The organism is Anditalea andensis (assembly GCF_000714815.1).
In the GTDB taxonomy this organism is placed as follows: domain Bacteria; phylum Bacteroidota; class Bacteroidia; order Cytophagales; family Cyclobacteriaceae; genus Anditalea; species Anditalea andensis.
Window position 1 is genome coordinate 768,704 of record NZ_JMIH01000014.1, and the last position, 23,403, is coordinate 792,106.

22 protein-coding genes and 1 tRNA gene are annotated in these 23,403 nt (G+C 40.5%); 8 read left to right on the forward strand and 15 right to left on the reverse strand.

Annotated features, from left to right (window positions below):
• Window positions 1–7 precede the first annotated feature (7 nt).
• The gene (locus EL17_RS06975) at window positions 8–2,200 is read right to left on the reverse strand and encodes a DUF5916 domain-containing protein (protein WP_035071807.1); all 2,193 of its coding nucleotides are present in this window, start codon (window positions 2,198–2,200) and stop codon (window positions 8–10) included.
• Between the two features lie 141 nt (window positions 2,201–2,341).
• Between EL17_RS06975 and purB the strand changes: the two genes are divergently transcribed.
• Window positions 2,342–3,685 carry an adenylosuccinate lyase gene (purB, locus tag EL17_RS06980; RefSeq protein WP_035071809.1) on the forward strand — a complete coding sequence of 448 codons (1,344 nt, stop codon included), beginning with the start codon at window positions 2,342–2,344 and terminating at the stop codon, window positions 3,683–3,685.
• 34 nt (window positions 3,686–3,719) lie between these two features.
• Here the strand turns inward: purB and ctlX are convergent, their stop codons facing one another.
• From ctlX to EL17_RS07015, 7 genes are all read right to left on the reverse strand, one after another.
• Complete coding sequence (gene ctlX, locus EL17_RS06985) at window positions 3,720–4,658, reverse strand: citrulline utilization hydrolase CtlX (RefSeq protein WP_035071812.1); 939 nt, start codon at window positions 4,656–4,658, stop codon at window positions 3,720–3,722.
• A gap of 75 nt (window positions 4,659–4,733) precedes the next feature.
• Window positions 4,734–5,654: a hypothetical protein gene (locus EL17_RS06990; protein ID WP_035071815.1), complete on the reverse strand. Its 921-nt coding sequence runs from the start codon at window positions 5,652–5,654 to the stop codon at window positions 4,734–4,736.
• Window positions 5,655–5,979: 325 nt separating this feature from the next.
• Entirely contained in the window at window positions 5,980–6,924 is a 945-nt protein-coding gene (locus EL17_RS06995; RefSeq protein WP_035071818.1) for a hypothetical protein, read from the reverse strand.
• A gap of 50 nt (window positions 6,925–6,974) precedes the next feature.
• Window positions 6,975–7,205, reverse strand: a complete 231-nt coding sequence (locus EL17_RS07000; protein WP_035071821.1) for a hypothetical protein — start codon at window positions 7,203–7,205, stop codon at window positions 6,975–6,977.
• Window positions 7,206–7,620: 415 nt separating this feature from the next.
• A complete protein-coding gene (locus EL17_RS07005; RefSeq protein WP_035071825.1) occupies window positions 7,621–10,149 on the reverse strand; it encodes an ATP-dependent Clp protease ATP-binding subunit in 2,529 nt (842 codons plus the stop codon).
• A 68-nt stretch (window positions 10,150–10,217) separates the two neighbouring features.
• A complete protein-coding gene (locus tag EL17_RS07010; RefSeq protein WP_051719864.1) occupies window positions 10,218–10,883 on the reverse strand; it encodes a WbqC family protein in 666 nt (221 codons plus the stop codon).
• A gap of 226 nt (window positions 10,884–11,109) precedes the next feature.
• On the reverse strand, window positions 11,110–11,739 hold the full coding sequence (locus EL17_RS07015) for an L-threonylcarbamoyladenylate synthase (protein WP_035071826.1): 630 nt from the start codon (window positions 11,737–11,739) through the stop codon (window positions 11,110–11,112).
• 463 nt (window positions 11,740–12,202) lie between these two features.
• Here EL17_RS07015 and mltG point away from each other — a divergent pair, with 463 nt between their 5' ends.
• The 4 genes from mltG to EL17_RS07035 all read left to right on the forward strand — a co-directional run bounded on the left by mltG (window position 12,203) and on the right by EL17_RS07035 (window position 14,827).
• Entirely contained in the window at window positions 12,203–13,243 is a 1,041-nt protein-coding gene (gene mltG, locus EL17_RS07020; protein ID WP_164674999.1) for an endolytic transglycosylase MltG, read from the forward strand.
• 4 nt (window positions 13,244–13,247) lie between these two features.
• On the forward strand, window positions 13,248–13,658 hold the full coding sequence (locus EL17_RS07025; protein WP_035071832.1) for an acyl-CoA thioesterase: 411 nt from the start codon (window positions 13,248–13,250) through the stop codon (window positions 13,656–13,658).
• A gap of 21 nt (window positions 13,659–13,679) precedes the next feature.
• Entirely contained in the window at window positions 13,680–14,624 is a 945-nt protein-coding gene (locus tag EL17_RS07030) for a YihY/virulence factor BrkB family protein (RefSeq protein WP_035071835.1), read from the forward strand.
• Window positions 14,625–14,742: 118 nt separating this feature from the next.
• Window positions 14,743–14,827, forward strand: a tRNA-Ser gene (locus tag EL17_RS07035).
• A 168-nt stretch (window positions 14,828–14,995) separates the two neighbouring features.
• Here the strand turns inward: EL17_RS07035 and EL17_RS07040 are convergent.
• The 5 genes from EL17_RS07040 to EL17_RS07060 all read right to left on the reverse strand — a co-directional run bounded on the left by EL17_RS07040 (window position 14,996) and on the right by EL17_RS07060 (window position 17,924).
• On the reverse strand, window positions 14,996–15,385 hold the full coding sequence (locus EL17_RS07040) for a hypothetical protein (RefSeq protein ID WP_035071838.1): 390 nt from the start codon (window positions 15,383–15,385) through the stop codon (window positions 14,996–14,998).
• Between the two features lie 485 nt (window positions 15,386–15,870).
• A complete protein-coding gene (locus EL17_RS07045) occupies window positions 15,871–16,056 on the reverse strand; it encodes a hypothetical protein (protein ID WP_035071841.1) in 186 nt (61 codons plus the stop codon).
• Between the two features lie 272 nt (window positions 16,057–16,328).
• Window positions 16,329–16,496, reverse strand: coding sequence for a hypothetical protein (locus EL17_RS23435; protein WP_164674972.1), 168 nt, complete (start codon window positions 16,494–16,496; stop codon window positions 16,329–16,331).
• A gap of 29 nt (window positions 16,497–16,525) precedes the next feature.
• A complete protein-coding gene (locus EL17_RS07055) occupies window positions 16,526–17,041 on the reverse strand; it encodes a hypothetical protein (RefSeq protein WP_035071844.1) in 516 nt (171 codons plus the stop codon).
• Between the two features lie 259 nt (window positions 17,042–17,300).
• Window positions 17,301–17,924 carry a JAB domain-containing protein gene (locus EL17_RS07060; protein WP_051719840.1) on the reverse strand — a complete coding sequence of 208 codons (624 nt, stop codon included), beginning with the start codon at window positions 17,922–17,924 and terminating at the stop codon, window positions 17,301–17,303.
• A gap of 323 nt (window positions 17,925–18,247) precedes the next feature.
• On the opposite strand from EL17_RS07060, the gene EL17_RS07065 reads away from it, so the two are divergent.
• Complete coding sequence (locus tag EL17_RS07065; RefSeq protein ID WP_035071847.1) at window positions 18,248–18,553, forward strand: hypothetical protein; 306 nt, start codon at window positions 18,248–18,250, stop codon at window positions 18,551–18,553.
• Window positions 18,554–18,720: 167 nt separating this feature from the next.
• Here the strand turns inward: EL17_RS07065 and EL17_RS07070 are convergent, their stop codons facing one another.
• Complete coding sequence (locus EL17_RS07070) at window positions 18,721–18,984, reverse strand: hypothetical protein (protein ID WP_035071850.1); 264 nt, start codon at window positions 18,982–18,984, stop codon at window positions 18,721–18,723.
• Between the two features lie 465 nt (window positions 18,985–19,449).
• Here EL17_RS07070 and istA point away from each other — a divergent pair, with 465 nt between their 5' ends.
• On the forward strand, window positions 19,450–20,988 hold the full coding sequence (gene istA / locus EL17_RS07075; RefSeq protein ID WP_035071853.1) for an IS21 family transposase: 1,539 nt from the start codon (window positions 19,450–19,452) through the stop codon (window positions 20,986–20,988).
• Between the two features lie 48 nt (window positions 20,989–21,036).
• Window positions 21,037–21,774 carry an IS21-like element helper ATPase IstB gene (gene istB / locus EL17_RS07080; protein ID WP_035071854.1) on the forward strand — a complete coding sequence of 246 codons (738 nt, stop codon included), beginning with the start codon at window positions 21,037–21,039 and terminating at the stop codon, window positions 21,772–21,774.
• 343 nt (window positions 21,775–22,117) lie between these two features.
• Here istB and EL17_RS07085 read toward each other — a convergent pair whose 3' ends face one another.
• Entirely contained in the window at window positions 22,118–23,392 is a 1,275-nt protein-coding gene (locus EL17_RS07085) for a hypothetical protein (protein WP_035071860.1), read from the reverse strand.
• Window positions 23,393–23,403 lie beyond the last annotated feature (11 nt).

Below are 23,403 nucleotides of genomic sequence, written 5' to 3' on the forward strand. Positions count from 1 at the left end.
CCGCACACTAAATATTAAACCAGTAGGAGAATTTCAGTACCAATGAACGGTTTTTAACCTGCAGATTTTCAGGAAAATAATTATCCGTGTACACTATAAATAAATCAGATACAGGCCTGAACCTCCACTGAAACCTGGCATTCAGGTTAATGTTATCGATCTGGTTGTTATATTGGATAAATGTGCTGAGGAATAGCTGATCTGTAAAGGAAAGTTCGACACGGGGCCCTACCAGCCAGAGATTGGCGGTATTATAGGGATCAGGTAGTGCTATTCTATTGAACTCAGTAAATAGGGATACTGAGCCATAAGGCTGAATACGATAAATCAATTCATTCCTTGCAAAATACCTTTTTCCATTATAAAAGCTTCCATAATAAGCCGAAGAATACAGGTTTAATTGTTTCCGGGCATCTGATCCATAGGTAATTCCCGCACGGGTGTAACTAACGGTAGACCCCTCCGCTAGCTGCTCCCCTCCCGTCCGGGTAGGGTCAAACGGAAAGAACAAATAGATGAACTGATTATAGATCCGGAAATTCAAATAGGAGGTGTTTTTGAATTCCAGCCTATAGTTAAAGGTTATCTGTTCATCCGTTTTCAGGTCAAAATTCACATCTTTATACAGGTTATAATAAATTTTAAACCTGTGTGCCAGTATGCCAGACTTAAGTGGGAATACTCGAAATTCAGCATTGGGTTCAAACCTCCAATACCCCACTCTGGGTACATAGCCCACCTCTGCATTAAAATGTTCTCCTACAAACTCATGATTCCAGTTCAGTTCCCAGTTCCTAATATTATACCTCAGATAGCTGGCATGTGAGTATTCATTCCCATCCAAATGAGGACTAAAAGTCCTGTGGACAAAAAATATACCATTCCATTTATTATCTGGTGAGGCAAGATTATAATCCAGCCCTACCAGTCTATTATAAGCTGGAGCAGTGCTTCCGCCCTCTATAGCATTGGTAGTCTGTCTATTGACAAATATTCCAGCTATATTGGACCTAGTAAACATCTTTTGCTGAAAGGTGGCCACTGTAAAATTCTGGCCTGGCACTCCTATTCCGTCTTCCTTTTCTGTTTGCATATTGAGCAGTCCTACTCTAAGATCATCACCCACTTTCCCATTCAGCCTGGCACCATACAGGATCCTATTTTCCCTGGTTCTCCCAAGGGTATCTGAGACCAGACCTATCCTTCTGGAAAAGAAGGGCCTTATATTAGTAAAACCAAAGTCCCCAAACAAATCCGCATTCTCTAGAAAAAACTGCCTTCGCTCCGGGAAAAACAATTCAAACCGGTCCAAATTTGTCTGCTGCTGGTCCACTTCCACGGTAGAGAAATCAGGATTTACGGTCAGATCCAGGTTGAGGGCGGGCGTGATGGCTATCTTTGCATCAAAACCGATGGAACCATCCTGTTGGGAGGGTGTCCCGGCTTCATGGTTCTTAACCGTCTGCCCAGATGTATAGGGGATGATAGCTATATTGGGACCTTGAGGCTCAATAGGATTATCCCAGTTCATAAATCCTGTAAAGGCCAAATGGGCTATACTCTGATTAATGGGCACAGGTACCCATGAGCTGGTTTCAAAATTCTTCAGATCATTCCTCAAAAAATTTATTTTCCAATATTCCGTTCCTGTGGTAAACCTTAAAGTTTTGAAGGGAATGGCTATTTCTACTTCCCAATAATCTTCGAAAACCTGTACATCAGAAAACCAAAAATTGTCCCATACTATCTCCAGATTATTGCCATTGGTGATAAGTGCTTCTGTCTGAATGTTTAATGGATTCACAGAAAAATAAAACCCGTTCATTCCATCATCAAATGGACCTATAGCGACTGCAAAGGCATCATTATCATCAAACTCATAATCTCTCCTAAGAGAAGAAATGATGTGTGGACCTTCCGTAGTATCATGAAGTCTGGCTCCGATATATAGGAAATTTTTGTCATACATGATTTTAACTTCCGTCTGCTGAGAGGCAAGATCTCCTTCATCGGGAAACTGCTGCCTGAAGGAGGTAAGCTTTTTGGCCTCCTTCCAAGCGGGTTCATCCAGCCGCCCATCTATTTTGATAGACTCATTTGTTTTAAAAATATTTACCTCATGGTCCGAATCTGCCCTACCATTTTGGCCCCTAGCTACAATGGAAACAAAAAATAACAAAAAAACCAATCTATATTTCATACCCTGTATACCTATCCTTCTTCTACCTGTCTGCTTATTTTTATCAAAAAGAAAGACGTTTGGTCACATTTATTTTCATTCAAAAAGGTATATTACTCAGTATAAATTAACTTTGCAAAACTTTCATCAATTTAAATAACAATGATCTTAAATACCCTGACTGCAGTTTCGTCAATAGACGGGAGGTATGGAAACAAAACAGCATCTTTACGCCCCTTCTTTTCCGAATATGCCCTTATAAAATATCGTGTTCATGTAGAAGTGGAATATTTTATCGCTTTAACCGAGGTCCGTCTTCCCCAGCTCCACCATATTTCCAAAGAGGTATTCCCAAAACTCAGGTCAATTGTGACCCAATTCAGCGAAAAAGATGCAGAACAGATCAAAGAAATAGAACAAACTACCAATCATGATGTCAAAGCGGTAGAATATTTCCTTAAAGACAAGTTCGAGGAACTGAACCTATCAGCCTATAAAGAATTTATCCACTTTGGATTAACTTCCCAGGACATCAACAATACCGCCACCCCTCTTATGCTTAAAGAAGGTTTGCAAGAGGTGATTATTCCTGCCCTCAATGATATTATCGGGAAACTGACCCACAATGCAGAAGCATGGCAAGATATTCCGATGCTGGCCAAAACGCATGGGCAGCCTGCTTCTCCCACCCGTCTGGGAAAAGAAATGCAGGTATTTGTCATCCGCCTCCAAAACCAATTGGACCAACTTCTTCAGATCCCGCATGCTGCTAAATTTGGTGGGGCGACGGGAAATATGAATGCCCATTATATAGCCTATCCGGATCATGACTGGCATGCCTTTGCTGCGAAATTTGTTTCTGATTATCTAGGTCTCCAAAGAAGCTTTCCTACCACGCAGATAGAACACTATGATAACCTTGCGGCCATATTTGATGCTTTAAAACGGATCAACACCATCCTTCTTGATTTTTCTAAAGATGTGTGGCAGTATGTGGCGATGAATTATTTCAAACAAAAAATCAAAGCAGGTGAGGTAGGCTCTTCAGCCATGCCGCATAAAGTTAATCCAATTGATTTTGAAAATGCAGAAGGAAATTTAGGAATAGCAAATGCCCTGCTGGAGCACCTTGCTGCCAAACTCCCCATCAGCAGACTGCAACGAGACCTCACCGATAGTACAGTATTGCGCATCATAGGTGTGCCTCTGGCCCACATGCTTATTTCCTTTGAATCACTGAAAAAAGGCCTGGGAAAACTGGAACTCAACAATGCAGCTATAGAGGCCGATTTAGAAGAAAACTGGGCAGTGGTAGCTGAAGCCATTCAGACGGTGCTAAGAAGAGAAGGGTATCCCAAACCATATGAAGCGCTCAAAGAACTGACGAGGACCAATTCCAAAATTACTGCAGATGCTATAAAGGATTTTATTGAGACCCTTCAGGTAAACGAGCAGATCAAAACAGAACTTCGGGTGATCACCCCGTTTAATTATACCGGAAAATAGCAAATGTGAAATCTTTAAAAAGACATTCACCCATTCAGTAAGCTGAAGGTAAGAATATCTCAGCGAGCATACACCTGGCACTTCCCCCACCGAGCTTTTCTATCAGCGGTAGGGGTGGTGCTATTATTTTGGTAAACCTCATGATTGCCTGCTTTTGGGCGATTTTCAAATGATCAAATGCAGTACGGGACATCACGGTAAATTTTTCTCCCCTTGCGTTCTTTACCTCCAGCATATTACCGGCAAAGGCATATTTCTGATGAACAGTGATTGGGATAATGAGTTTGCCAGACCGTATCAGATGATCTTTGACGGTTAATCTTTCCTTTTCAGTTGCTATGCTCTCCAGACATATTATGGCTATATCTGTCCCCACATGCATCATTACATTGGTATGGTAGATAGGGGATTCAGCTCCCTGTACTGTCTGCAAGGTATGGAAGGTCACAAGTTCGTAACCGAGCAACTGACTCAGGTATTGCAAAGGTACTTTATGTGTTCTTTCAGATAATCCTGCATACATGACCTGGTTTTCCCTGTCCAAGATTACGCTCCCTGTACCCTCTAGAAATTGATCATGGTCTTCAAAAAAGGAGAGATCAACAATTTCATCTACGGTAAATTTCGCTTCGGCTAAGATATTTACTATATCGCTTCGCCTTTCCAGTCTACGGGAAGGCGAAGCCATGGGATAAAGTACCAGTCTACCATCCTCATGAGTAGAAAACCAGTTGTTTGGAAAAACCGCATCGGATTTTACAGGAACAGGTATATCTTCTACCACTATTACCTTGATATCATATGACCTGAGCATATCGACAAAGCCGTCAAATTCCTGCCGAGCGATTTCATGCAGGTCAGCCACAGGTCTTTCATCCTGTTGCTGATAAAAGTTGGAAGCTGCCGTTTCAGGGTTAAATCCAAAATTCGCAGGCCTTACCATAAGCAAAGTACTACTGGTGGTTTCTGGCATAGATGCGAAAATTTATAATTATGTTAAAAATCTCCTTAATTGCCATGTTGATGAAACAATGGCGACTGGAAGACTTCATTTTCTGGTGTATTTGTAGAGGACAGGGGTGATTCGAAACCGTTGTTCACTCAGGGTAAAGAAACTGTTGCCATCTGGGGCAAAACCAATAGCTTCACCCTGTGGTTCCGGTTTGTAGGGAAGCATGGTAGGCTTTTTGGCCAAGGCTTCCTCTAAGGATTGTCCTTCCTCTCTGGTCCAATAGTAAACTGTCCAGTAATTTTTTATTAAAACCTGTGTTCCGTCAGCAGAGATGTCCCCTGCAGTAGACATCGTAATCGGCAAGGTCATCACCTTTTCCAGGACAATAGGGTCTTCTGTATTAAATGCTGACGCGGGTGCTTTATAAAGTACATTACTTGAATCTCTTTTACTTAGCAGAAACACATCCCCGTTCCAGGGATCTACCATCAAGGTTTCTGAATCTTTTGGTCCATCTGGATATTTTATGGTAAATTTTTCCGGTTCTATTTCCAGATCTTTCTGCAGCTTGTTAGGCTCCGCAAATCGATACAGGTAAAGCTCCTTATGATTGGAAGCATTATCCCCTATATCCCCTATATAGATATAATCCTTATTTTTTATCGGTCCCGGACCAATCGCTATGTCTTCAAAATCCCTGTTGATGGTATTTTTTAGTGTAATCCTACCTGCATAATCCCCTAAACTGTCCAGCAGGTATACTTCAGGGTCATTCCCGCTGTCATTATGGATGTACATGATTCCGGGGTGCTTACGGGAGACCACTATACCACTGGTTTCAGAAAGAAAAGCTTTCTCCATCACGGCTACTTTTTTTCCAGAAGAAAAAAGTGAATCTTCAATATTACTGTTTAAGCGCAAATCAAATTTTTCCTGCACCCTTTCCGATATGATAAACGGAATAAGGGAAATCAGAAAAAAGAGCTTAAAGATCAAATCTGAAAACAATAGTCGCATATAAAAGCGGTTTTGCAAAAAGAAAGCCACAAATTATGAATTTGGTTCAAGTAGCAGCAAGATAATTTGTTAAATTATGTATTGATAATGGGAGTAACCTTGATTTAATTTTTTGGATATTTCCTGTATGTTATATTTGAAGCCCTATTCATCACTTTAGTAACTGACAATATTTTCCCTCTAACAAACGAAGACCTAGGAAAATTTAAGTATTATTCAGTCAATATTTAACATATTGATCTTGTTAAATAGACGTGATAGATAAGCTTTATACTTTAATGTTGGTGCCATTTCATATAGATCAATACAAAAACCAAAATAAAAGTTATTTCTTCTTATAATGATATAATTCAGGAATTATTCCATTACTGAATTCACTTAAAGTATAATATCCTCCCAAAGGGTCAAAACAGATGGCCTCCCCCTGTGCTTCTACCGGATTATAAGGCGCCAACTTTGGTGCTCTTGATAACATCTCTGTAAAATTCTCATTCTTTTCTCTTTCCCAGTAAAAAATTCTGTCATCGTTTTTGATAAGAACATGCTCCCCATTTTGGGACACATTTCCCGCAAGCGCCCTTCTAAAAGAAAAATTTCCGGCATGCAACACAGTAAATCTCTGATCTATAGGCTGAGGATATGGAGCGACAAAAAGCATGGACCAAAAATCCCTTTTGGTAGCCAAATAGATATCTTTAGTTCCAGGATCTACCATTAAAGCTTCCACATCATGACTTTTGTCTGGATAATTAAAAATGATCTTGTCAAAATCCATAGAAAGGTCAGTAATTTTTCCTCTATGTGTCTCTTCAAAAAGTGGTTCTTTAAACCTGTATATAGTATATTCTTGATATACCTGATCATTATCTCCTACATCACCCAGATATATATAGTTTACCCCCGCTTCAGGTCCTGGACCTATTTCTATATCTTCCCAATCCCGGTTTATTATACCCGCTATTCTATAAGAAGCGACTGTCTTACCTGTTTTACTATCCAATAAAAACAAACGGCTGTCATTCCCTTTATCTTGATGCGACCATAGATAGCCTGGATTTTTTCTGCTGTAGACAAGTCCCGAAGCTTCTAATAGTGTAGAAGCGCCTTTGCTTTCTCCTTCTGAGATAAACTGATCGGCAAAAATTAAATCGCTCTCCTGATAGGTGGATTCAAATGGAATATGGGTGTGCCGTTGGTCCATAGGATTTTCTTCATTTGAAGAGCAGGAAAACAAAAGCAGCAGTAAATACCGATATTTAAAAATGGACATAAGGAAGTAAGTAAAAAGGATTCCCTTTTCGAGGAATCCTTAAAGTATGATTAATTACCTTGACCGAATGCTCCAAAATGAGCAGCAGGTCTAGGCGTAAGGTATGATTTTCCATTCACTTCATATGAAGCAAATCTTGGTTCGAAATTAGCGTTTCCACCAGTTAATGCAGGAGAACCTGGACTTAGTCTGAAATCTGCTTCACCCATAGGTGCTGTAGAACTACCTTCTCTAGCGGCTTCAATATTGAAACCTGATCCTAGCTGATAATTTACGAACATAGGATTATTCTCACCTACACCCCCAGCTATATCAGTGATAGGTCTTGGTTGCCCACCATCTCTACCTAAAGTACCATTGGAAGGATAAAACTCTATTAATCCATTAGTATTGGATCAATGAACTGGAGCTAATAAACCCTATTCAGGATTATAAAATTGTTAAGATCATTTTAAGTGAAAAATTATTCATGATTTTGCTATATAACTTCTGATTCCTTTAACATGACGTTTGGATGTATGAGTATTGAAGGTACAGCCATAATCATGCACTCAGATTCCTGACCCCAAATAAACAACATATTATGTATGGACATGATCATAACATAAGGTAATCCGTTTTCAAACAGCGTTTGAAGAAAACAAAAAAAGCCAGGTAAATGTCTGGCTTTTTTTTAGGTATTAAAGACTTGATTGCTTATTTATCTGCATTTTCTTTTTTGGTAACCGTAATGCTAAGCGCATCCCCTTCTCCAGGATAATCTGCTATAATAACATCTCCACTTACCAATTCTCCTTTTAGGATCTCTTCAGCTATGGCATCTTCAAGATATTTTTGAATGGCCCTGTTGAGTGGCCTTGCTCCATACTGCTGATCATATCCCTTTTCTGATAGAAAATCTTTTGCCCTGTCCGTCAATTCTATCTTGTATCCAAGATCTGTAATCCTCTTGAACAGTTTGGCAAGGCTGATATCAATGATCTCATGGATGTTTTCCTTTGTAAGTGAATTAAATACCACCACATCATCCAACCTGTTAAGAAATTCAGGACTGAATGCTTTTTTCAATGCACTCTGGATAGTAGATTTCATTACATCATCCTGGTTCTCTATCTTGGCTTTAGAAGCAAATCCGATCCCCGATCCAAAATCCTTCAGGTCTCTCACCCCAATATTGGAAGTCATGATGATGATGGTATTCCTGAAATCCACACGTCTGCCCAATCCGTCTGTCAAAATACCGTCATCCAGTACCTGAAGCAGGAGATTGAATACATCCGGATGTGCTTTTTCTATCTCATCCAGTAGCACCACACTATAAGGCTTCCTTCTTACTTTTTCTGTAAGCTGGCCACCCTCTTCATATCCTACATAACCTGGAGGGGCTCCTACCAGTCTCGATACGCTGAATTTCTCCATGTATTCAGACATATCTATTCTGATCAAAGCTTCATCTTTATCAAAAAGATAGGTAGCCAGCATTTTTGCCAACTCTGTTTTACCTACCCCTGTTGGTCCTAGGAATATGAAACTTCCTATTGGTTTTTTAGGATCCTTTAGACCTACCCTGGTTCTTTGTATGGCCTTAGTAAGCTTTTTGATAGCCTCATCCTGGCCCACTACCCTACCTTTCAATACCTGGTTCATATTAAGCAGCTTCGCACCTTCATTTTGTGCTATCCGCTTAGCAGGAATCCCGGTCATCATGGCTATCACCTCGGCTACATTATCTTCCTCGACGGTATAGCGTTTGGTCTTGCTTTCTTCCTCCCATCTGGCCTTGGCACTTTCGAGCTGTTCCAAAAGTTTCTTTTCCCGATCCCTTAGCTGAGCCGCCTCTTCATATTTTTGGCTTTTTACGACCTTGTTTTTTTCAACCTTGATCTCTTCTACCTCTTCCTCTAACTTGATGATGTCATCAGGCACGTGGATATTATTGATATGGACACGGGCTCCCGCTTCATCTAAGATATCGATGGCTTTATCCGGTAAGAATCTATCTGATATATACCTATCTGACAGATGCACACAGGCTTCTATGGCTTCTTTGGTATAATTCACATTATGGTGATCCTCATACTTATCCTTGATGTTTTCTAGGATCTGTACTGTTTCTTCTGGGGAGGTGGCATCCACCATCACCATCTGAAATCTTCTGGCCAATGCACCGTCTTTTTCTATATACTGACGGTACTCATCCAAGGTAGTGGCACCAATACATTGGATTTCACCCCTTGCCAATGCAGGTTTGAACATATTGGAAGCATCCAGCGAACCGCTGGCCCCTCCAGCTCCTACTATGGTATGTAGCTCATCTATGAATAGGATAACGTTTGGTGATTTCTCCAGCTCGTTCATGACGGCTTTCATCCGCTCTTCAAACTGACCCCTATATTTTGTTCCTGCTACCAAAGAGGCTAGATCCAAAGTTACCACACGCTTGTTAAACAGCACACGGGATACTTTTTTCTGGATGATTCTTAAAGCCAGTCCTTCAGCGATGGCTGTTTTACCTACTCCGGGCTCACCGATCAGTATAGGATTATTTTTCTTTCTTCTGGATAGAATCTGGGCTACACGTTCGATCTCCTTTTCCCTGCCTATGATAGGGTCAAGTTTATCATCTTCCCCCATCCGGGTAAGGTCACGTCCGAAATTATCCAAAACAGGCGTTCGGGATTTTTCTGCACTGCCTTTAGAAGAGCTCGTGGAGCTGCTAGAAGAACCAAACAGCTTGCTGCTGTCCTCATCCGGATCATCAGCTTCAGCCCTTGATCTTGGATTCTGATCCGTCTGATATTCCAGCATTTCCTTTACTGCATCATAATTGGTATCAAATTTTTGAAGTATCTGGGTAGCTATATTATCTTCGTCTCTTAATATGGACAGCAGAAGGTGCTCTGTGCCTATTAGTTGACTCTTGAAGATTTTTGCTTCCAGATAAGTGATCTTTAATACTTTTTCTGATTGCCTGGTAAGTGGAATGTTGGCCAGGTTTTTTACATTGTGGTTGGCTGTACCTTTTACGGCCCGCTCTATGGCGTTACGTAAATCTTCTAACGGAACACCCAACTTCTTTAATATGGAAACAGCAACACCTTCACCTTCTCGAATCATTCCGAGTAAGAGGTGTTCTGTACCGATGTAATCATGCCCTAACCGCAAAGCTTCCTCACGGCTGAGAGAGATCACCTCTTTAACTCTATTTGAAAATTTTGCTTCCATTTATTTGATTTCTTAAATATTGTCGTTCTTTCGTTTAATGTAATGGATTTTGCTGTAAAAACACAATCCTACCTCGTATTGTTCAATAACTTTTTATTAGAGGAAGCAATTATCTTTCTTGCATTAGGCCCTTCACAAAACATCAAATCGATGATGCTAAGGTTAGGAACAAAGTCTAAGCCAAACAATTGCATGTATTCTGATGGATAATAGATATTTCTACGATCAAAAGACGTCTTGGGATGTATTTTCCCACGAATATCTTTGATTTCAATTTTTTCCTTATACACATCAGTCAATTCCAAATTGACAGGTACACGCAAAAACTTGAGACAATATGTCAGTAGTTTTAAATTAAGCTCAAATAAGTAGTCTGAATGTCCGCTTATGATGGCTTCCAAATCAGGGAAAACATATTCGAAAAAAGGGGCTTTCCCATAGGCACTCTGTATTCCCCTAAGGTGTAATTTCTTCCAATTCTGGTCCTCGTCAATCAATATATCCTTATAAAAGACTTTCCTGTTCCCTCCCCGTACTGGAATACTCAAATCACCCACCTTATTTGCCATCAATATCGAGGCCCTGTTCCGGTACGTCTGTTTCTGATAGTGGTCCTGATTTTCAATGATCAGGGTATCATACCCATCAATCGCCACAAAAAATTCTATCGGAGGTAAATATAACAAATCCACCCCAATTTTTTTCAATTTAACATCATTCTCACTATCAGACATTTTCATTATCCATTTATGCTATACTTTCAGTTATGAAGGCCTTTTCGAAAAAGATGTAATTATACCTAATAAGCATATGATAAGGCATATGTGCTGCCTATACCCAACTTAAACCTATCTCCCTGTCCCATTAGAAAGTTTTCATGAAATTACACTTATATTCCTATCATCGTCAGTGACCCTACATTCTATCAAACCAATCTTTGGTGCCTGGCTCCTTCCATTATTAAACTATGTCGTCCACATTTCCCAAACCTTCTCTTACGATCACAATTTCCTCCCCCGTACAATCCAAAATGGTAGAACCAATATTATTGCCATAACCACCATCTATGACTACGTCTACCATATCCCTGTATTTTTCATAAATCAGTTCGGGATCCGTGCTGTACTCGATCACGTCATCTTCATCGCGGATGGAGGTGGTCACGATAGGACCTCCCAGTTCTTTAACCAATATACGGGGAATAGAATGGTCAGGCACCCTGATACCGACTGTTTTCTTTTTACTGTTCAGCAGTTTTGGGACATTATTGTTGGCATTAAGAATAAATGTAAACGGTCCCGGAAGTGCTTTTTTCATTAATTTGAACACTGGTGTACTGACCGTCCTGGTATAGTCAGAAATATCACTAAGATCATAGCATATAAAAGAAAAGTTTTGGTCTTTTGGCTTTACCCCTTTGATCTGGCAGATTCGCTGTATCGCCTTCTGGTTAAATATATCGCATCCGATCCCATATACGGTATCGGTAGGATATATGATTATCCCGCCGTCCCGTAAGACATCTACGATATGTTGAATCCTTCTGGGATCTGGATTTTCGGGGTAAAGTTTAATAAATTCTGCAGGCATAATAGGTCAGGTTTTTTCGATAAAAAAAAGAACAGCATAAATATAAGCAAAAAACGTACGCATATATGGCCTGGACACTATATCATAGGCTCAAACTCACTAAATCAGCATTAGCAAAAGCCTTTGGTCACTATAGTTCCATAGATTCCTCCCTTTACGTTTTTAGGATTTCATTATTTTGAGCGTAAGCCAAGAGCTGGTATATTATGGACAAGAACCCCATATACAGGCAGAGGAGGAGCATCGTACAGTACAAAATAACAATTGATGCTCAAATGAGGATGTCCCTCCTACCATTGATCCCATTAAACAATTATAAAAAAATCATTTTGTCATTAAACTTTTTATAGCTCATCTATATTAAAGGGTACGTAAGATTCCACCTATTGGCTGGAGAGCAGAAAGCAGATTCATTAAAATTGCCTACTTTTGGAAAACAAACCGAAGTCATACCGTTAAAAATATAATGAACGATAAAAAAACTAAAAGATATATAGTCGCGGTCATTGCCTTTACGATACTGGCAATCACCCTCTCATTCTATTTCTATCAGGGTTTTTTCAGCCCAAATGCCCTGATAGATAAAGACGAACCGGCATATGTACAAATACCACGAAATGCAACATTCCGTCAGGTCACTGATAGTCTGTTACAGAACGATATCTTAAATGACATCTTAACATTCAGTTTTGTAGCCAAAGTAAGCGGTTATCAGGAAGACATAAAACCGGGATTATACAAGGTCGAACCCAAAATGAACAACCACGATCTTGTAAAATTACTTATGTCCGGCAGACAGTCTCCTGTAAAGCTTACTTTCAATAACATCAGAACCAAAGAAGAGCTGGCTGAAAAAATCACCCGGAACCTTGAAATGAGCACTGAAGATTTTTATGCTTTGCTGACGGACACCACGTATGTCAAAAAATTCGAGTTTGAGCCTGAAACGGTCATGAGTATGTTTATCCCAAATACTTACGAAGTCTGGTGGAATGTGACTGCCGAGGGGCTGTTTGACCGTATGCATAAGGAATACGAAAAATTTTGGAATGAGGAAAGGACCCAAAGGCTGGCAAATTTAAATCTTAACCGCAAGGAAGTATCCACTCTGGCGTCCATAGTACAGGCAGAAACCCAAAAGGCGGACGAGCGGCCCCGGGTGGCAGGGGTTTACCTCAACCGGTTAAATCTGGGTATGGCCCTACAGGCAGATCCAACTTTGGTTTTTGCCCATCAGGATTTTGGATTAAAGCGGGTGCTAAACGTTCATAAGGAAATAGACAGTCCGTATAACACCTATAAAAACGCAGGACTTCCTCCCGGTCCGATCAATCTCCCTGATATAAGCGCCATCGATGCGGTGCTCAAATACGAGGACCATAATTATATGTACTTCTGTGCCAAAGAGGATTTTTCAGGGTACCATGCCTTTGCCGTAAATTATGATGAACACCTCCGTAATGCGCGAAGGTATCAGCAGGCACTGAACCAGGCTAACTATTGAAGATATGTTTAAAACAGCAACACAGGTAAGGGTAAGGTATGCCGAGACGGACCAGATGGGATATGTCTACTATGGAAATTATGCGGCTTATTACGAAGTAGGAAGAGTGGAAGCCATGAGAAACATCGGTTTTTCTTATAAAAAAATGGAAGAGGATGGTATCATGATGCCAGCTTTGGAAAACTACAGTAAATATTTCAAACCAGGAAGGTATGATGAGCTGCTGACCATACAGGTGACTGTTCGGGAAATGCCTGGGGTACGCATAAGGTTTGATTGTACCATATTGAACGAAGCCGGTGAAATCATCAATGAGGGCCACACCCTTTTGACCTTTGTCAAAAAAGACAGCCATAAACCGTGCAGGCCTCCCAAGGATTTATTAGCTTTATTACAACCTTACTTCCAGGACTAATTTTGGGATAAAAAATTAACAGTGAAAACACGGATCAAAGGATATATCAGCAGTTTTGACAAGCAGGCCCAGAAGCTTCGTTCCGTTCACTTTGGTAATCCAGACCAAAACTTATATGATGTAGGCAAGGTATTCATTACCCAGCTCCAAAAGGATGAAATCGTGGAGAGGGCTTCAGCGGTAGCCTTCAACTTTACGGTAGCCATGTTTCCGCTCATGCTGTTTCTCTTGAACATCATCCCTTATATCCAGTTTTTCTTTCCAGATGTATCCACTATAAACATACTTGGTTTTATCCAGGAGATCATACCCTCCACCATTTATCTGGAAGCAGAAAGCACGATCATGGATATCGTCAGCCGCCCTAGACAGGGGCTGCTGTCTTTTGGTTTTTTTCTGGCCCTGTTTCTCTCTACCAACGGAGTAGTGTCCATGATGAATGCATTCAATGCCTGCTATAGGACCAGAGAAAACAGGGGTTTTTTTACTACCCGAGCCATTGCTATATCAGTAGTATTGGTACTGGTGTTGGATCTCTGTGCGGCCGCCCTAGTAATGATATTTGGGAGCCAATTACTAGATCTTTTGATAGATCAGGGGATCGTTACCGATGCATTTGCCTATTATTTAGTTGCCTTTTTGAGGTTCTTGGTATTATTGTTCCTATTTATGATGGCCACCTCCTTTATTTTCCGCTTTGCTCCGGCGGTGCATGACCGGTGGCGGTTTTTCAGCACGGGGTCCATCACCTCATCACTGCTCATCACGGCCGGATTTTATTTGTTTTCTTTTTATCTGAACAACTTTGCTACCTATAACAGATTATATGGCTCTATAGGTACCATGATCGCGGTGATGCTGTGGCTATTAATTACCAGTATTATTATATTGATAGGCTTTGAAGTAAATGTGGCCTTGGACAAAGTAGCTGAAAAGAAGCCTGTCACCAAATTTATGGACCGCTAAATCAGAAAGTTATCAATATTCATTAATTTTTTACGGCAGGAATAATTGTAAATTTAAAACAATCCCTTACCTTTGCCATCCGTAAGACAAACAAAGTCTTATAACGCGGAAAAGACCTAGAGGAGTGGCAGAGTGGTCGATCGCGGCGGTCTTGAAAACCGTTGTACCGTGAGGTACCGGGGGTTCGAATCCCTCCTCCTCTGCATTTAAAAGCCAAGCATTCTGCTTGGCTTTTTGCATTTCGAGTCGTCGGGGCTCCCCCACAGCCTGGCCCCTCGCTAAAAGGCTCCCCCGGAGCCTTTCTTAACGCTCGGTCCTCTCCTCCTCTGCACAACCAAAGCCTGGCGCATTGCGCCGGGCTTTTTGCGTTTTCAGGGAATGGAGCATTTCCGCTCCAATGACCGGAAAATGCAAAAAGCCCAACCGAACGCAGTGAGGAGGCTTTGGTTGTGCATTCCCTCATTCCCAGGATCAGGGATGGGCGCAGCCAATCCCTCCTCCCGATAAAAAAATATTATTTCAGGGAATGGAGCGCATTTCCGCTCCGATGACCGTGAAACGCAAAAAGCCCTACCGAACGCAGTGAGGAGGATTTGGGTGTGCATCCCCTCATTCCCAGGATCAGGGATGGGCGCAGCCAATCCCTCCTCCCGATAAAAAAATATTATTTCAGAGAATGGAGCTTTTCCGCTCCGATGACCGTGAAACGCAAAAAGCCCTACCGAACGCAGTGAGGAGGCTTTGTTTGTGCATTCCCTCATTCCCAGGATCAGGGATGGGCGCAGCCAATCCCTCCTCCCGATAAAAAAATATTATTTCAGGGAATGGAGCTTTTCCGCTCCGATGACCGTGAAACGCAAAAAGCCCAACCGAACGAAGTGAGGAGGATTTGGGTGTGCATTCCCTCATTCCCAGGATCAGGGATGGGCGCAGCCAATCCCTTTTCTGCAATTAAAAGCCAAGCATACTACTTGGCTTTTTGCATTTCGAGTCGTCGGGGCTCCCTCACGGCCTGGCCCCTCTCTAAAAGGCTCCACTGGAGCCTTTCTTAACGCTCGGTCCTCTCCTCCTCTGCACTGTAGAATACCAATTAGCTGTAAACCAGATAATTATGGTTATTTTTTTTATATCAGGTGCGATTTCAGGGGCGATTTATTCAAAAATGGTCAAGTACTTTTTTTTTGATTATATTCTTAATAGGAGTTGATACCCTAATGATTGCAGGATTTGATTTCAGATTAAGTCTCTAAAATAATTTTTCAAATAAAACTCTTAAAGACACAAAAGCCCCAAACATAAAAAAGAAAAAAGAGGCAAAACTTACGAAGGCAAACCCCCTCCTACTTAAAAAAGGTTTGGTGAGGTGACGGTTCTGTACTTCAGAAAGAATCCATCCCAAAATCAGAAGTATGACTACTATTAAAACTTGCATGGCAGTGAGATTAAATTTCTATTACTCTACTAAAATAACAAAAATAAAGCCATCCACAGTTAATTTCTAATAGATATTATCAGCTTACTCACTTCATTATCAATCTCATATATATGTATATAGAGATACACGTATATTTCTATATATGTGTAAAGACATATATATATACACATATATACAGATATATCTATATATAAAAAGGAGTTCATTATCCGACCCTTCATTCCCTCTTAAGATATTTTCAAGGCATGAAAAAAAGCCCCGAAGGGCTTTTATCTATTTTTTAGGATCTTTTTTATTTTTACTTGATCCTTTAGGTGCAGGGACTTTTTTGCGATGTAGGCAGTATGGGTTTTGCCGTATTGGTCAGCTTCTTTGAGCGCCGCTACTTCGAAGACCATAAATTCGTGACCTTCATAATCCACCAGGTGGCTCTGCATGATATGCTCTAAAGTGATCCTAATACTTGTTATAATTTGAAACCCAATCTAAATGGTATTATCGTAGACTGCTGGGTCATCATGAAGCCTGATTTAATATATATATGTATATCGCTTGATAAACGAAAATTTAAACCAGCTCCAATTTCTACTAATCCATCCCCTGTTCCATTCTCATATTGATTCCAAAGGTGACTATAGCCTGCTTTCATGTATATCAATGGTCCAATTCTTGTTTTAATGGGCAAGTATTCAAAGTCAGAAAAAACAGAAATTCCATTTATTCCTTCAAAATTCAAATAGCCCAAACCCAGCCCAACCAAAAATTTATCCTTATAGTTAATCCCATTGATAATATTTAAATCAATTCCATTTTCTCCATTTAAATAATATCCCTGCCAATTGGGTCCCGGATCTATATCAACATAATGATACCGACTATTTAAAAATCCGGTTTCAATTTTAAATGAATAGCTAGTTTGTGAAAACCCATTGGATACCACAAATAAAAAAAACAAAATGAAAATAATTGAAATTTTATCCATAACCCTATACAACTAGCTGAAGTTCATCTGTTTAAAACATTACTATAGATGCCATTTAAAATAATGCACGTGATTATTTATTAAATATACACAGTTATTTTCATCTTAAACTTATTTATAAAAGCATTGATATCTAATAAATGTAATGATCTCTAACAAATATAAATAACAAGAATTGACTAATTTATAAAATAACGAAAAGTTTGGTATTGAGTCCAATCATTTCTCCTTAACCCATTAAAAAAAGCGGTCGTCCACTTCACCCCATCAAATCTACAAAAATAAAATAACCTTGATCTGTGAAAATGATAAGATCCATAATTGGTATTTCTAAGTGTTTACCTGCTTCCTTTAATTGGCAGGTTATATTTTTGTCTTGGATCGAAGGTTTAAGGTTACCTGAAGGGTGATTATGGATCAGGATTAAAGCGTTGGCCAGGTATTCAATGGCTTTCTGGAAGATCAACTTAGGCTCGACTACTGTACCCGCTGTACCTCCTGTGCTCATCTTATGAAGTTTTAGAACTTGATTGTTTCTATTGATAAGTATGATATAAAGATGCTCAACAGACTCATCATAAAGGTAAGGTTTCATATATCCATATACATCTGCAGAGGATGTGATACGAAATCTCTTTTTAGGCTGCTCAAACATCCTTCTCTTTCCGAGTTCAAAGGCAGTGACCAGAGCAGTAGCTTTTGATATACCAACCCCTTTAAATCTTAACCACTTTTCCTGATCCCATTTTGCCAGTTCACTCAACTTGTAATATACAGTCGCAAGGATTTCTATGGCTTTATTTACACAGATATTTCCATCCAATGGCTGCCAACAGGTGATAATCTGCCATTCCGGCTCTTCCTGTATTGTACAAAACTTCACAAGGTTCAGATAACAAATTTGATCTTTTCATGATAAGCTTACCGACTTTACATCTCCTGGTGCTGGAGGATAAAATTAATGATAAGCCTATCCCATGTGTTATTATTCACTAAGCCCAAGGAGGAACGGAATAAAAAACCTTCAGTCATTCCCCTCTTATTATGCCGTAGTTCCGTGGAATAATTCAGATAATTAGTTGGGAGGCATGTGAAAAATGACACATAACTTTGCTGTGTCATTGATTAGTGCTAGTATATTTCCTTAAAAAATTAGATTAGTTTTATAATAATAAAGTATCTTCAAAATGTAATTTAAAGTCTGTAATGAAATCATTCACACAAAAAGATAAAGAAGACGCTTTGAGGCAGCTCCAAGCAGAATGGGATTCATTTAGACCTCCTACGGAAATTGATGAGAGAATTTTTTATTATTTCTGTGAAGGCAAAGATACCAATGGAATTATCAAAGCAATTCAAGGAGATTTTGATTTAAAAGAATGCTACGCCACAAAATGCTGGTGGTATTCAACGCATAAATCAGATTTGAGAGAAACAGGTAAAAGGATCGGAATGAATTTTAAATGTGGTCCTTGTACCGAGAGTTGTATCCCATATAAATTTAAAGAATAGTTAACCAAAATGGGATAATATCTTTTTTGGAAAGATTATACCAGCCACCAAATTATTTTAAAAACCATCTGACAATTCCTTATCACTTGGGTTGATTTGCTTCATAAATTTGTTAGTCTTCACTTTAATAATGTATAAGCATAAAAAAAGCCCCGAAGGGCTTTTATCTACTTTTTAGGATCTTTTTTCTTTTTACCTGATCCTTTTGGTGCAGGGACTTTTTTGCTGATGTAGGCAGTATGGGTTTTGCCGTATTGGTCAGCTTCTTTGAGCGCCGCTACTTCGAAGACCATAAATTCGTGACCTTCATAATCCACCAGGTGGCTCTTGATTATTTCCTCTAGAGTTTCTCTGGAAATGGATACCCTGATGATATCGAGGTCTTTTACTTTGATTCCTTTTCCGATGTAATTTTTTTCAAACGTTGCCATTGTGTTTTTTTGTTTAAGGTTGAAATTTGATTATGCCCAAGAAACTGGTGAGTGCATGGACACAAAAGACAAGGGCCATAAAATAAAATTTGTGGAAGGCTTCCTCTGGAAAACCCAAATTTTTTAGATGGGCGTAGCATACCCTTGGCATGTGAACAGCAGCCACCATCTTTGCATAGATCATAGTTTCATGAGCTAGAACAGAAATAGAAAATGGCGCTAAAAATTTTCGGTAAGGGAATAAATATATGATATTAATAGAGATACCAATTAAAGATTATGATGGAAAATAAAACACCTTGTTGAAGGTTGTCTAAAACGGACGTCACTGGGCCAGTGTTTACGCTGATACCGGGCCAGCCATTCCGGGAATCAACGGGCCAAAAATCAGTCGCTGATTACGGAGGTCATTGGGCCACTTTCCATGAAAATTATTAGCCTTGTAGTTTACCAAAAACAAGCTATATGGCAGGACAAAGAATAGATATCATGGAATTAAGAAGTTTGATAACATTCAAGCAAAAAGGCCTGAGTAACCGTAAGATTGCCGCCCTTATGGGCATCAACCGGAATACCGTAGACGAGTATATCAAGCGGTTCAGTGAACTGGGGTTGGGGTATGGGAAGCTCCTTACCCTTGACGGAAAGGACCTTGCGGAGCTTTTCACCCAAAACAGCCAGAAGGAAAAGGAGCGGTACGAACAGCTTTCCGGACAGTTCCCTTACTTCCAGAAAGAGATGAAAAAGCCCGGCTGCACCCTTCAGGAACTCTGGAATGAATATATCGAAAAATGCCCCGGGGGCTATAAATACAGCCAGTTTACCTGGCATTACAGGCAATGGAGCAAACGCCACCATGTCAGCGGCAAACTGACCCACCGGGCAGGTGAGAAGCTTTTTGTGGACTTTTGCGGCAAGAAACCCTTTTATGTAAACCGGGAGACCGGTGAGCAGATAGAAGTAGAGGTTTTTGTGGGTATTTTGCCCTGTAGCCAATACACATACATAAGGGCCGTGGCCAGCCAAAAACGTGAAGATTTTATCAGCTGCCTTGTCCATTGCCTCGGCTGGATAGGCGGTGTCCCATATGCGGTAATACCTGACAACCTGAAGTCGGCGGTAACCAAAAGCTCAAAATATGCCCCCATACTCAACAAGACCTTTGCCGATTTTGGGCAGCATTATGGCTGTGCACTGGATCCAACACGCCCTTATTCAGCTCAGGATAAGGCGCTTGTAGAGCGGACGGTGACCATTGTCTATCAACGGATATACTATCCTTTAAGCAAACATACCTTTTTCAGTCCGGCCGATCTCAACAATGCCATTGCCGACAGATTGGAAGAGTTCAACGATTACCTGTTCAGCCACGGAGAGAGCAGCAGAAGGAGTCAGTTCATCGATATTGAGAAAGAGTTCCTGCAACCGCTGCCAAGGGGCATTTACAGTATCAGGAACTACAAAAAGGCCACCGTCCAGAAAAGCTCCCACGTCTACTTTGGTGAGGACAAGAACTATTATAGCTGTCCCCACCGCTATATCGGTATGTCCGTGGAACTGCAGTACAACGGGGACATAGTGGAGATCTTCCACCGGCAGGAAAGGATAGCTTTCCATAAAAGAAGCTTCAAAGCCGGCCACTACATCACCGTCGGCGACCACATGCCGAGCAGCCACCAATACTACAAAGAGTGGAGCCCCGAGTTTTTTCAACGCAGGGCCGGTAAGATCGGCCCACACACAGGGGAATACATCGGCAGGCTGATCGGGCAGTATGACTACCCTGAAATCGGCTACAAGCAGGCCCAGGGTATCCTTGCCTTTTTGAAAAGCTATGAACCGGAACGCATTGAAAGCGCCTGTAAAAGGGCCCTGCGGTTCGAAAAAGCCTCATACCATACCCTTGAACGGGTACTGCAGAACAAAATGGATATGGAGGAGATCCCCTTTCCCGAAGACCACCTGACCCCTGATCACAAAAACATCAGGGGGATTTACAGCTAAGCGCCTTTCACCCACATATATTAAATTAAAAACCAATCCATATACACTATGAACGAATACAACACAATCGAAAAAATGAAACAGATGCGCATGGGGGCCATGGCCGAACTTTACCACAAACGGCTCACCGAAAACCTTTACAAAGAGTTTTCTGCCGATGAGCTGTTGACCTTTTTGGTCGACAGCGAATGGGAACAAAGGCAGAACAGGACAATTGACAACCTTATCCGCCAGGCCGGTTTCAAGCAGGCCTCCGCCGCCACTGATATCGACTACCATGCCACACGTAATCTGGACAGGTCGGTGTTTGAAAGGCTTTTGGGGCTTGGCTTCATCCGCAACCGGGAGAATATCATTGTTACAGGGGCCACCGGGTGCGGTAAAAGCCATCTTTGCCAGAGTCTCGGGGTAAAGGCATGCCAGTTCGGTTACAAAACGCTCTATTACAATACCTCGAGGTTTTTTGACACGGTCAGGCTTGCAAAGCTGGAGGGCACCTATCACAAGCTGCTAAAAAAGCTGGAAAAAACCCCGGTATTGATCCTGGATGACTTTGGCCTGGCACCCATGGACATCCAGGCCAGGCATGCCCTGATGGACGTAATGGAGGACAGGTACGGGAAAAGCTCTACCATCATAGCCTCCCAGATCCCGGTGGCCCAATGGCATGCGACAATAGGGGATAATAGCATCGCAGATGCAGTACTCGATAGGGTCGTATACTCCTCACACAGGATAACTTTGGAGGGCGAATCCATGCGTAAGAAAAAAAAGTTGGACATTTAAAATTAAATCCTATAATTGCACATGGAAAGTGGCCCAGTGATTCCCGTAATGACTGGCCCAGCATACTCCGTAAACACTGGCCCACCATCGCCGTAATAGACATTACTTATGCTGAACTCCAATAAGACTTTCCAGTGTTTGATCCATTTTATAAAAGGCTTTTGATAGAAATCGAATTAAAAAACAGGTATGGGTCCTGTATTTCTTCATATTGTTGAGTGATCTTAACCAATTTCCGGATGTCTGCACTTTATATCTGAGTGGTCAGGGCTTACAGAATGTTGATTGTTAAGGGTTTAATAAAGGATTCACTATTCGCTTTAGAACGTTTTGCTGTAAAAATCTATGGTTCAATGATTTCACATTGCGCTGATAAGCTTTCCATAAAATTTTTAAATTCACCTCTGTAATGACATTTTAAAACTGCCAGTTTGAAATAAGTCTTAGCAAAAAAGGAAATAAGCAAATAGTCGTTGAAGTCCCCCAAAAGGTATATTTTTAACCAATTGTCTTTGGGCCTAATAAAAAAGGCTAGGTTTGGATACTCGGGGGCTTGCAATTTCCCGTTGATCCTAAAAAGTAATTCTATTTGGTAATATTCTCCTTTATCAATTTTTCTAATAGCCAGTTGTGGTACTTCATTCTTAAATTCACATGGCTTCATCCAAGATCGGCTTGGTTTTCCCTTAACATTTACCATTCCCCAAGTATGAAAAAAATAAGTATGTTTTTGGGAAAGGATGAGTTCATATGCTTCATGCCATAGTTTAAAAAGTTGCTTTCCTTTATCAATAACGTCTTCCTTGAATTTAAACCTACACAGACTTGTATTTTTTATCGGAGCCAATTCCCGCATTTTAAAGCAGATTTTAGAGAGCTCATTTTGTTTTTGACTCAAAGTTAAATTATCCATGTCGCTTTCATCGTTATGGAAAGAAGTAAAAGATTTTATATTTTTCCTGTCTTTAGAAAGTATGCCATGGAAGGGTACTAAAAATGGATAATGATTGGAATGAAAAGACTCCAAATTAGTATCTGCCAGGCAAAATCCTACGGCATAGTCAGTATGGGGAAGGTCTTCTATAAAGATTTTGTTGTTAGTTTTAGCTATGGGTACTTTCCCGTCATTTTTTAAGTGAAGCAAAGGATCACCAGGCTTGTAGAAGGTGGGATATTTTGGCTTCAATTCTATATCTAACCCTCTCCTATCATTGATGATTTTCAAATATTTACTTCTTCCTGTATTAGAATCAAAAAAATCAGGCCAATAATATTCCTCAAAACAAACTTTCCTATCATATCTCATCCTATCCAGCAAAGTAAAATAGGCATACCGGCTTAGGTAGTTTTGATCTGTATCAAAATTACAGCTGACCAGCAGTTCCTTCTCAGTTACTTTTAAATAAACAAGCATTTTTGGTTCATCCTGAAGCTTGACAGATAGGGTAAGTATTTCATTTCTAAAGTGTAATTTTTTTGTTTCAATACGATAATGAGAAAGAGGTTTCCTATATTTTGAATGGGCATTGAGGGTTTCTTCCAGAAGGCAAAATGTGCCTATTTCCAATGGCAGTCTATAATATGTTTTTGCTTCCAGCGGTTGTGTCTGATTTTCCATGTTTTTTAGTA

Excerpts from the sequence above, each read along its gene's own strand:
- EL17_RS06975 (WP_035071807.1), bottom strand. The coding sequence starts at position 2,200 with ATGAAATATAGATTGGTTTTTTTGTTATTTTTTGTTTCCATTGTAGCT.
- purB (WP_035071809.1), top strand. The coding sequence starts at position 2,342 with ATGATCTTAAATACCCTGACTGCAGTTTCGTCAATAGACGGGAGGTAT.
- ctlX (WP_035071812.1), bottom strand. The coding sequence starts at position 4,658 with ATGCCAGAAACCACCAGTAGTACTTTGCTTATGGTAAGGCCTGCGAAT.
- EL17_RS06990 (WP_035071815.1), bottom strand. The coding sequence starts at position 5,654 with ATGCGACTATTGTTTTCAGATTTGATCTTTAAGCTCTTTTTTCTGATT.
- EL17_RS06995 (WP_035071818.1), bottom strand. The coding sequence starts at position 6,924 with ATGTCCATTTTTAAATATCGGTATTTACTGCTGCTTTTGTTTTCCTGC.
- EL17_RS07000 (WP_035071821.1), bottom strand. The coding sequence starts at position 7,205 with ATGTTCGTAAATTATCAGCTAGGATCAGGTTTCAATATTGAAGCCGCT.
- EL17_RS07005 (WP_035071825.1), bottom strand. The coding sequence starts at position 10,149 with ATGGAAGCAAAATTTTCAAATAGAGTTAAAGAGGTGATCTCTCTCAGC.
- EL17_RS07010 (WP_051719864.1), bottom strand. The coding sequence starts at position 10,883 with ATGTCTGATAGTGAGAATGATGTTAAATTGAAAAAAATTGGGGTGGAT.
- EL17_RS07015 (WP_035071826.1), bottom strand. The coding sequence starts at position 11,739 with ATGCCTGCAGAATTTATTAAACTTTACCCCGAAAATCCAGATCCCAGA.
- EL17_RS07025 (WP_035071832.1), top strand. The coding sequence starts at position 13,248 with ATGTTTAAAACAGCAACACAGGTAAGGGTAAGGTATGCCGAGACGGAC.
- EL17_RS07040 (WP_035071838.1), bottom strand. The coding sequence starts at position 15,385 with ATGAGGGAATGCACAAACAAAGCCTCCTCACTGCGTTCGGTAGGGCTT.
- EL17_RS07045 (WP_035071841.1), bottom strand. The coding sequence starts at position 16,056 with ATGCAAGTTTTAATAGTAGTCATACTTCTGATTTTGGGATGGATTCTT.
- EL17_RS23435 (WP_164674972.1), bottom strand. The coding sequence starts at position 16,496 with ATGCAGAGCCACCTGGTGGATTATGAAGGTCACGAATTTATGGTCTTC.
- EL17_RS07055 (WP_035071844.1), bottom strand. The coding sequence starts at position 17,041 with ATGGATAAAATTTCAATTATTTTCATTTTGTTTTTTTTATTTGTGGTA.
- EL17_RS07065 (WP_035071847.1), top strand. The coding sequence starts at position 18,248 with ATGAAATCATTCACACAAAAAGATAAAGAAGACGCTTTGAGGCAGCTC.
- EL17_RS07070 (WP_035071850.1), bottom strand. The coding sequence starts at position 18,984 with ATGGCAACGTTTGAAAAAAATTACATCGGAAAAGGAATCAAAGTAAAA.
- istA (WP_035071853.1), top strand. The coding sequence starts at position 19,450 with ATGGCAGGACAAAGAATAGATATCATGGAATTAAGAAGTTTGATAACA.
- istB (WP_035071854.1), top strand. The coding sequence starts at position 21,037 with ATGAACGAATACAACACAATCGAAAAAATGAAACAGATGCGCATGGGG.
- EL17_RS07085 (WP_035071860.1), bottom strand. The coding sequence starts at position 23,392 with ATGGAAAATCAGACACAACCGCTGGAAGCAAAAACATATTATAGACTG.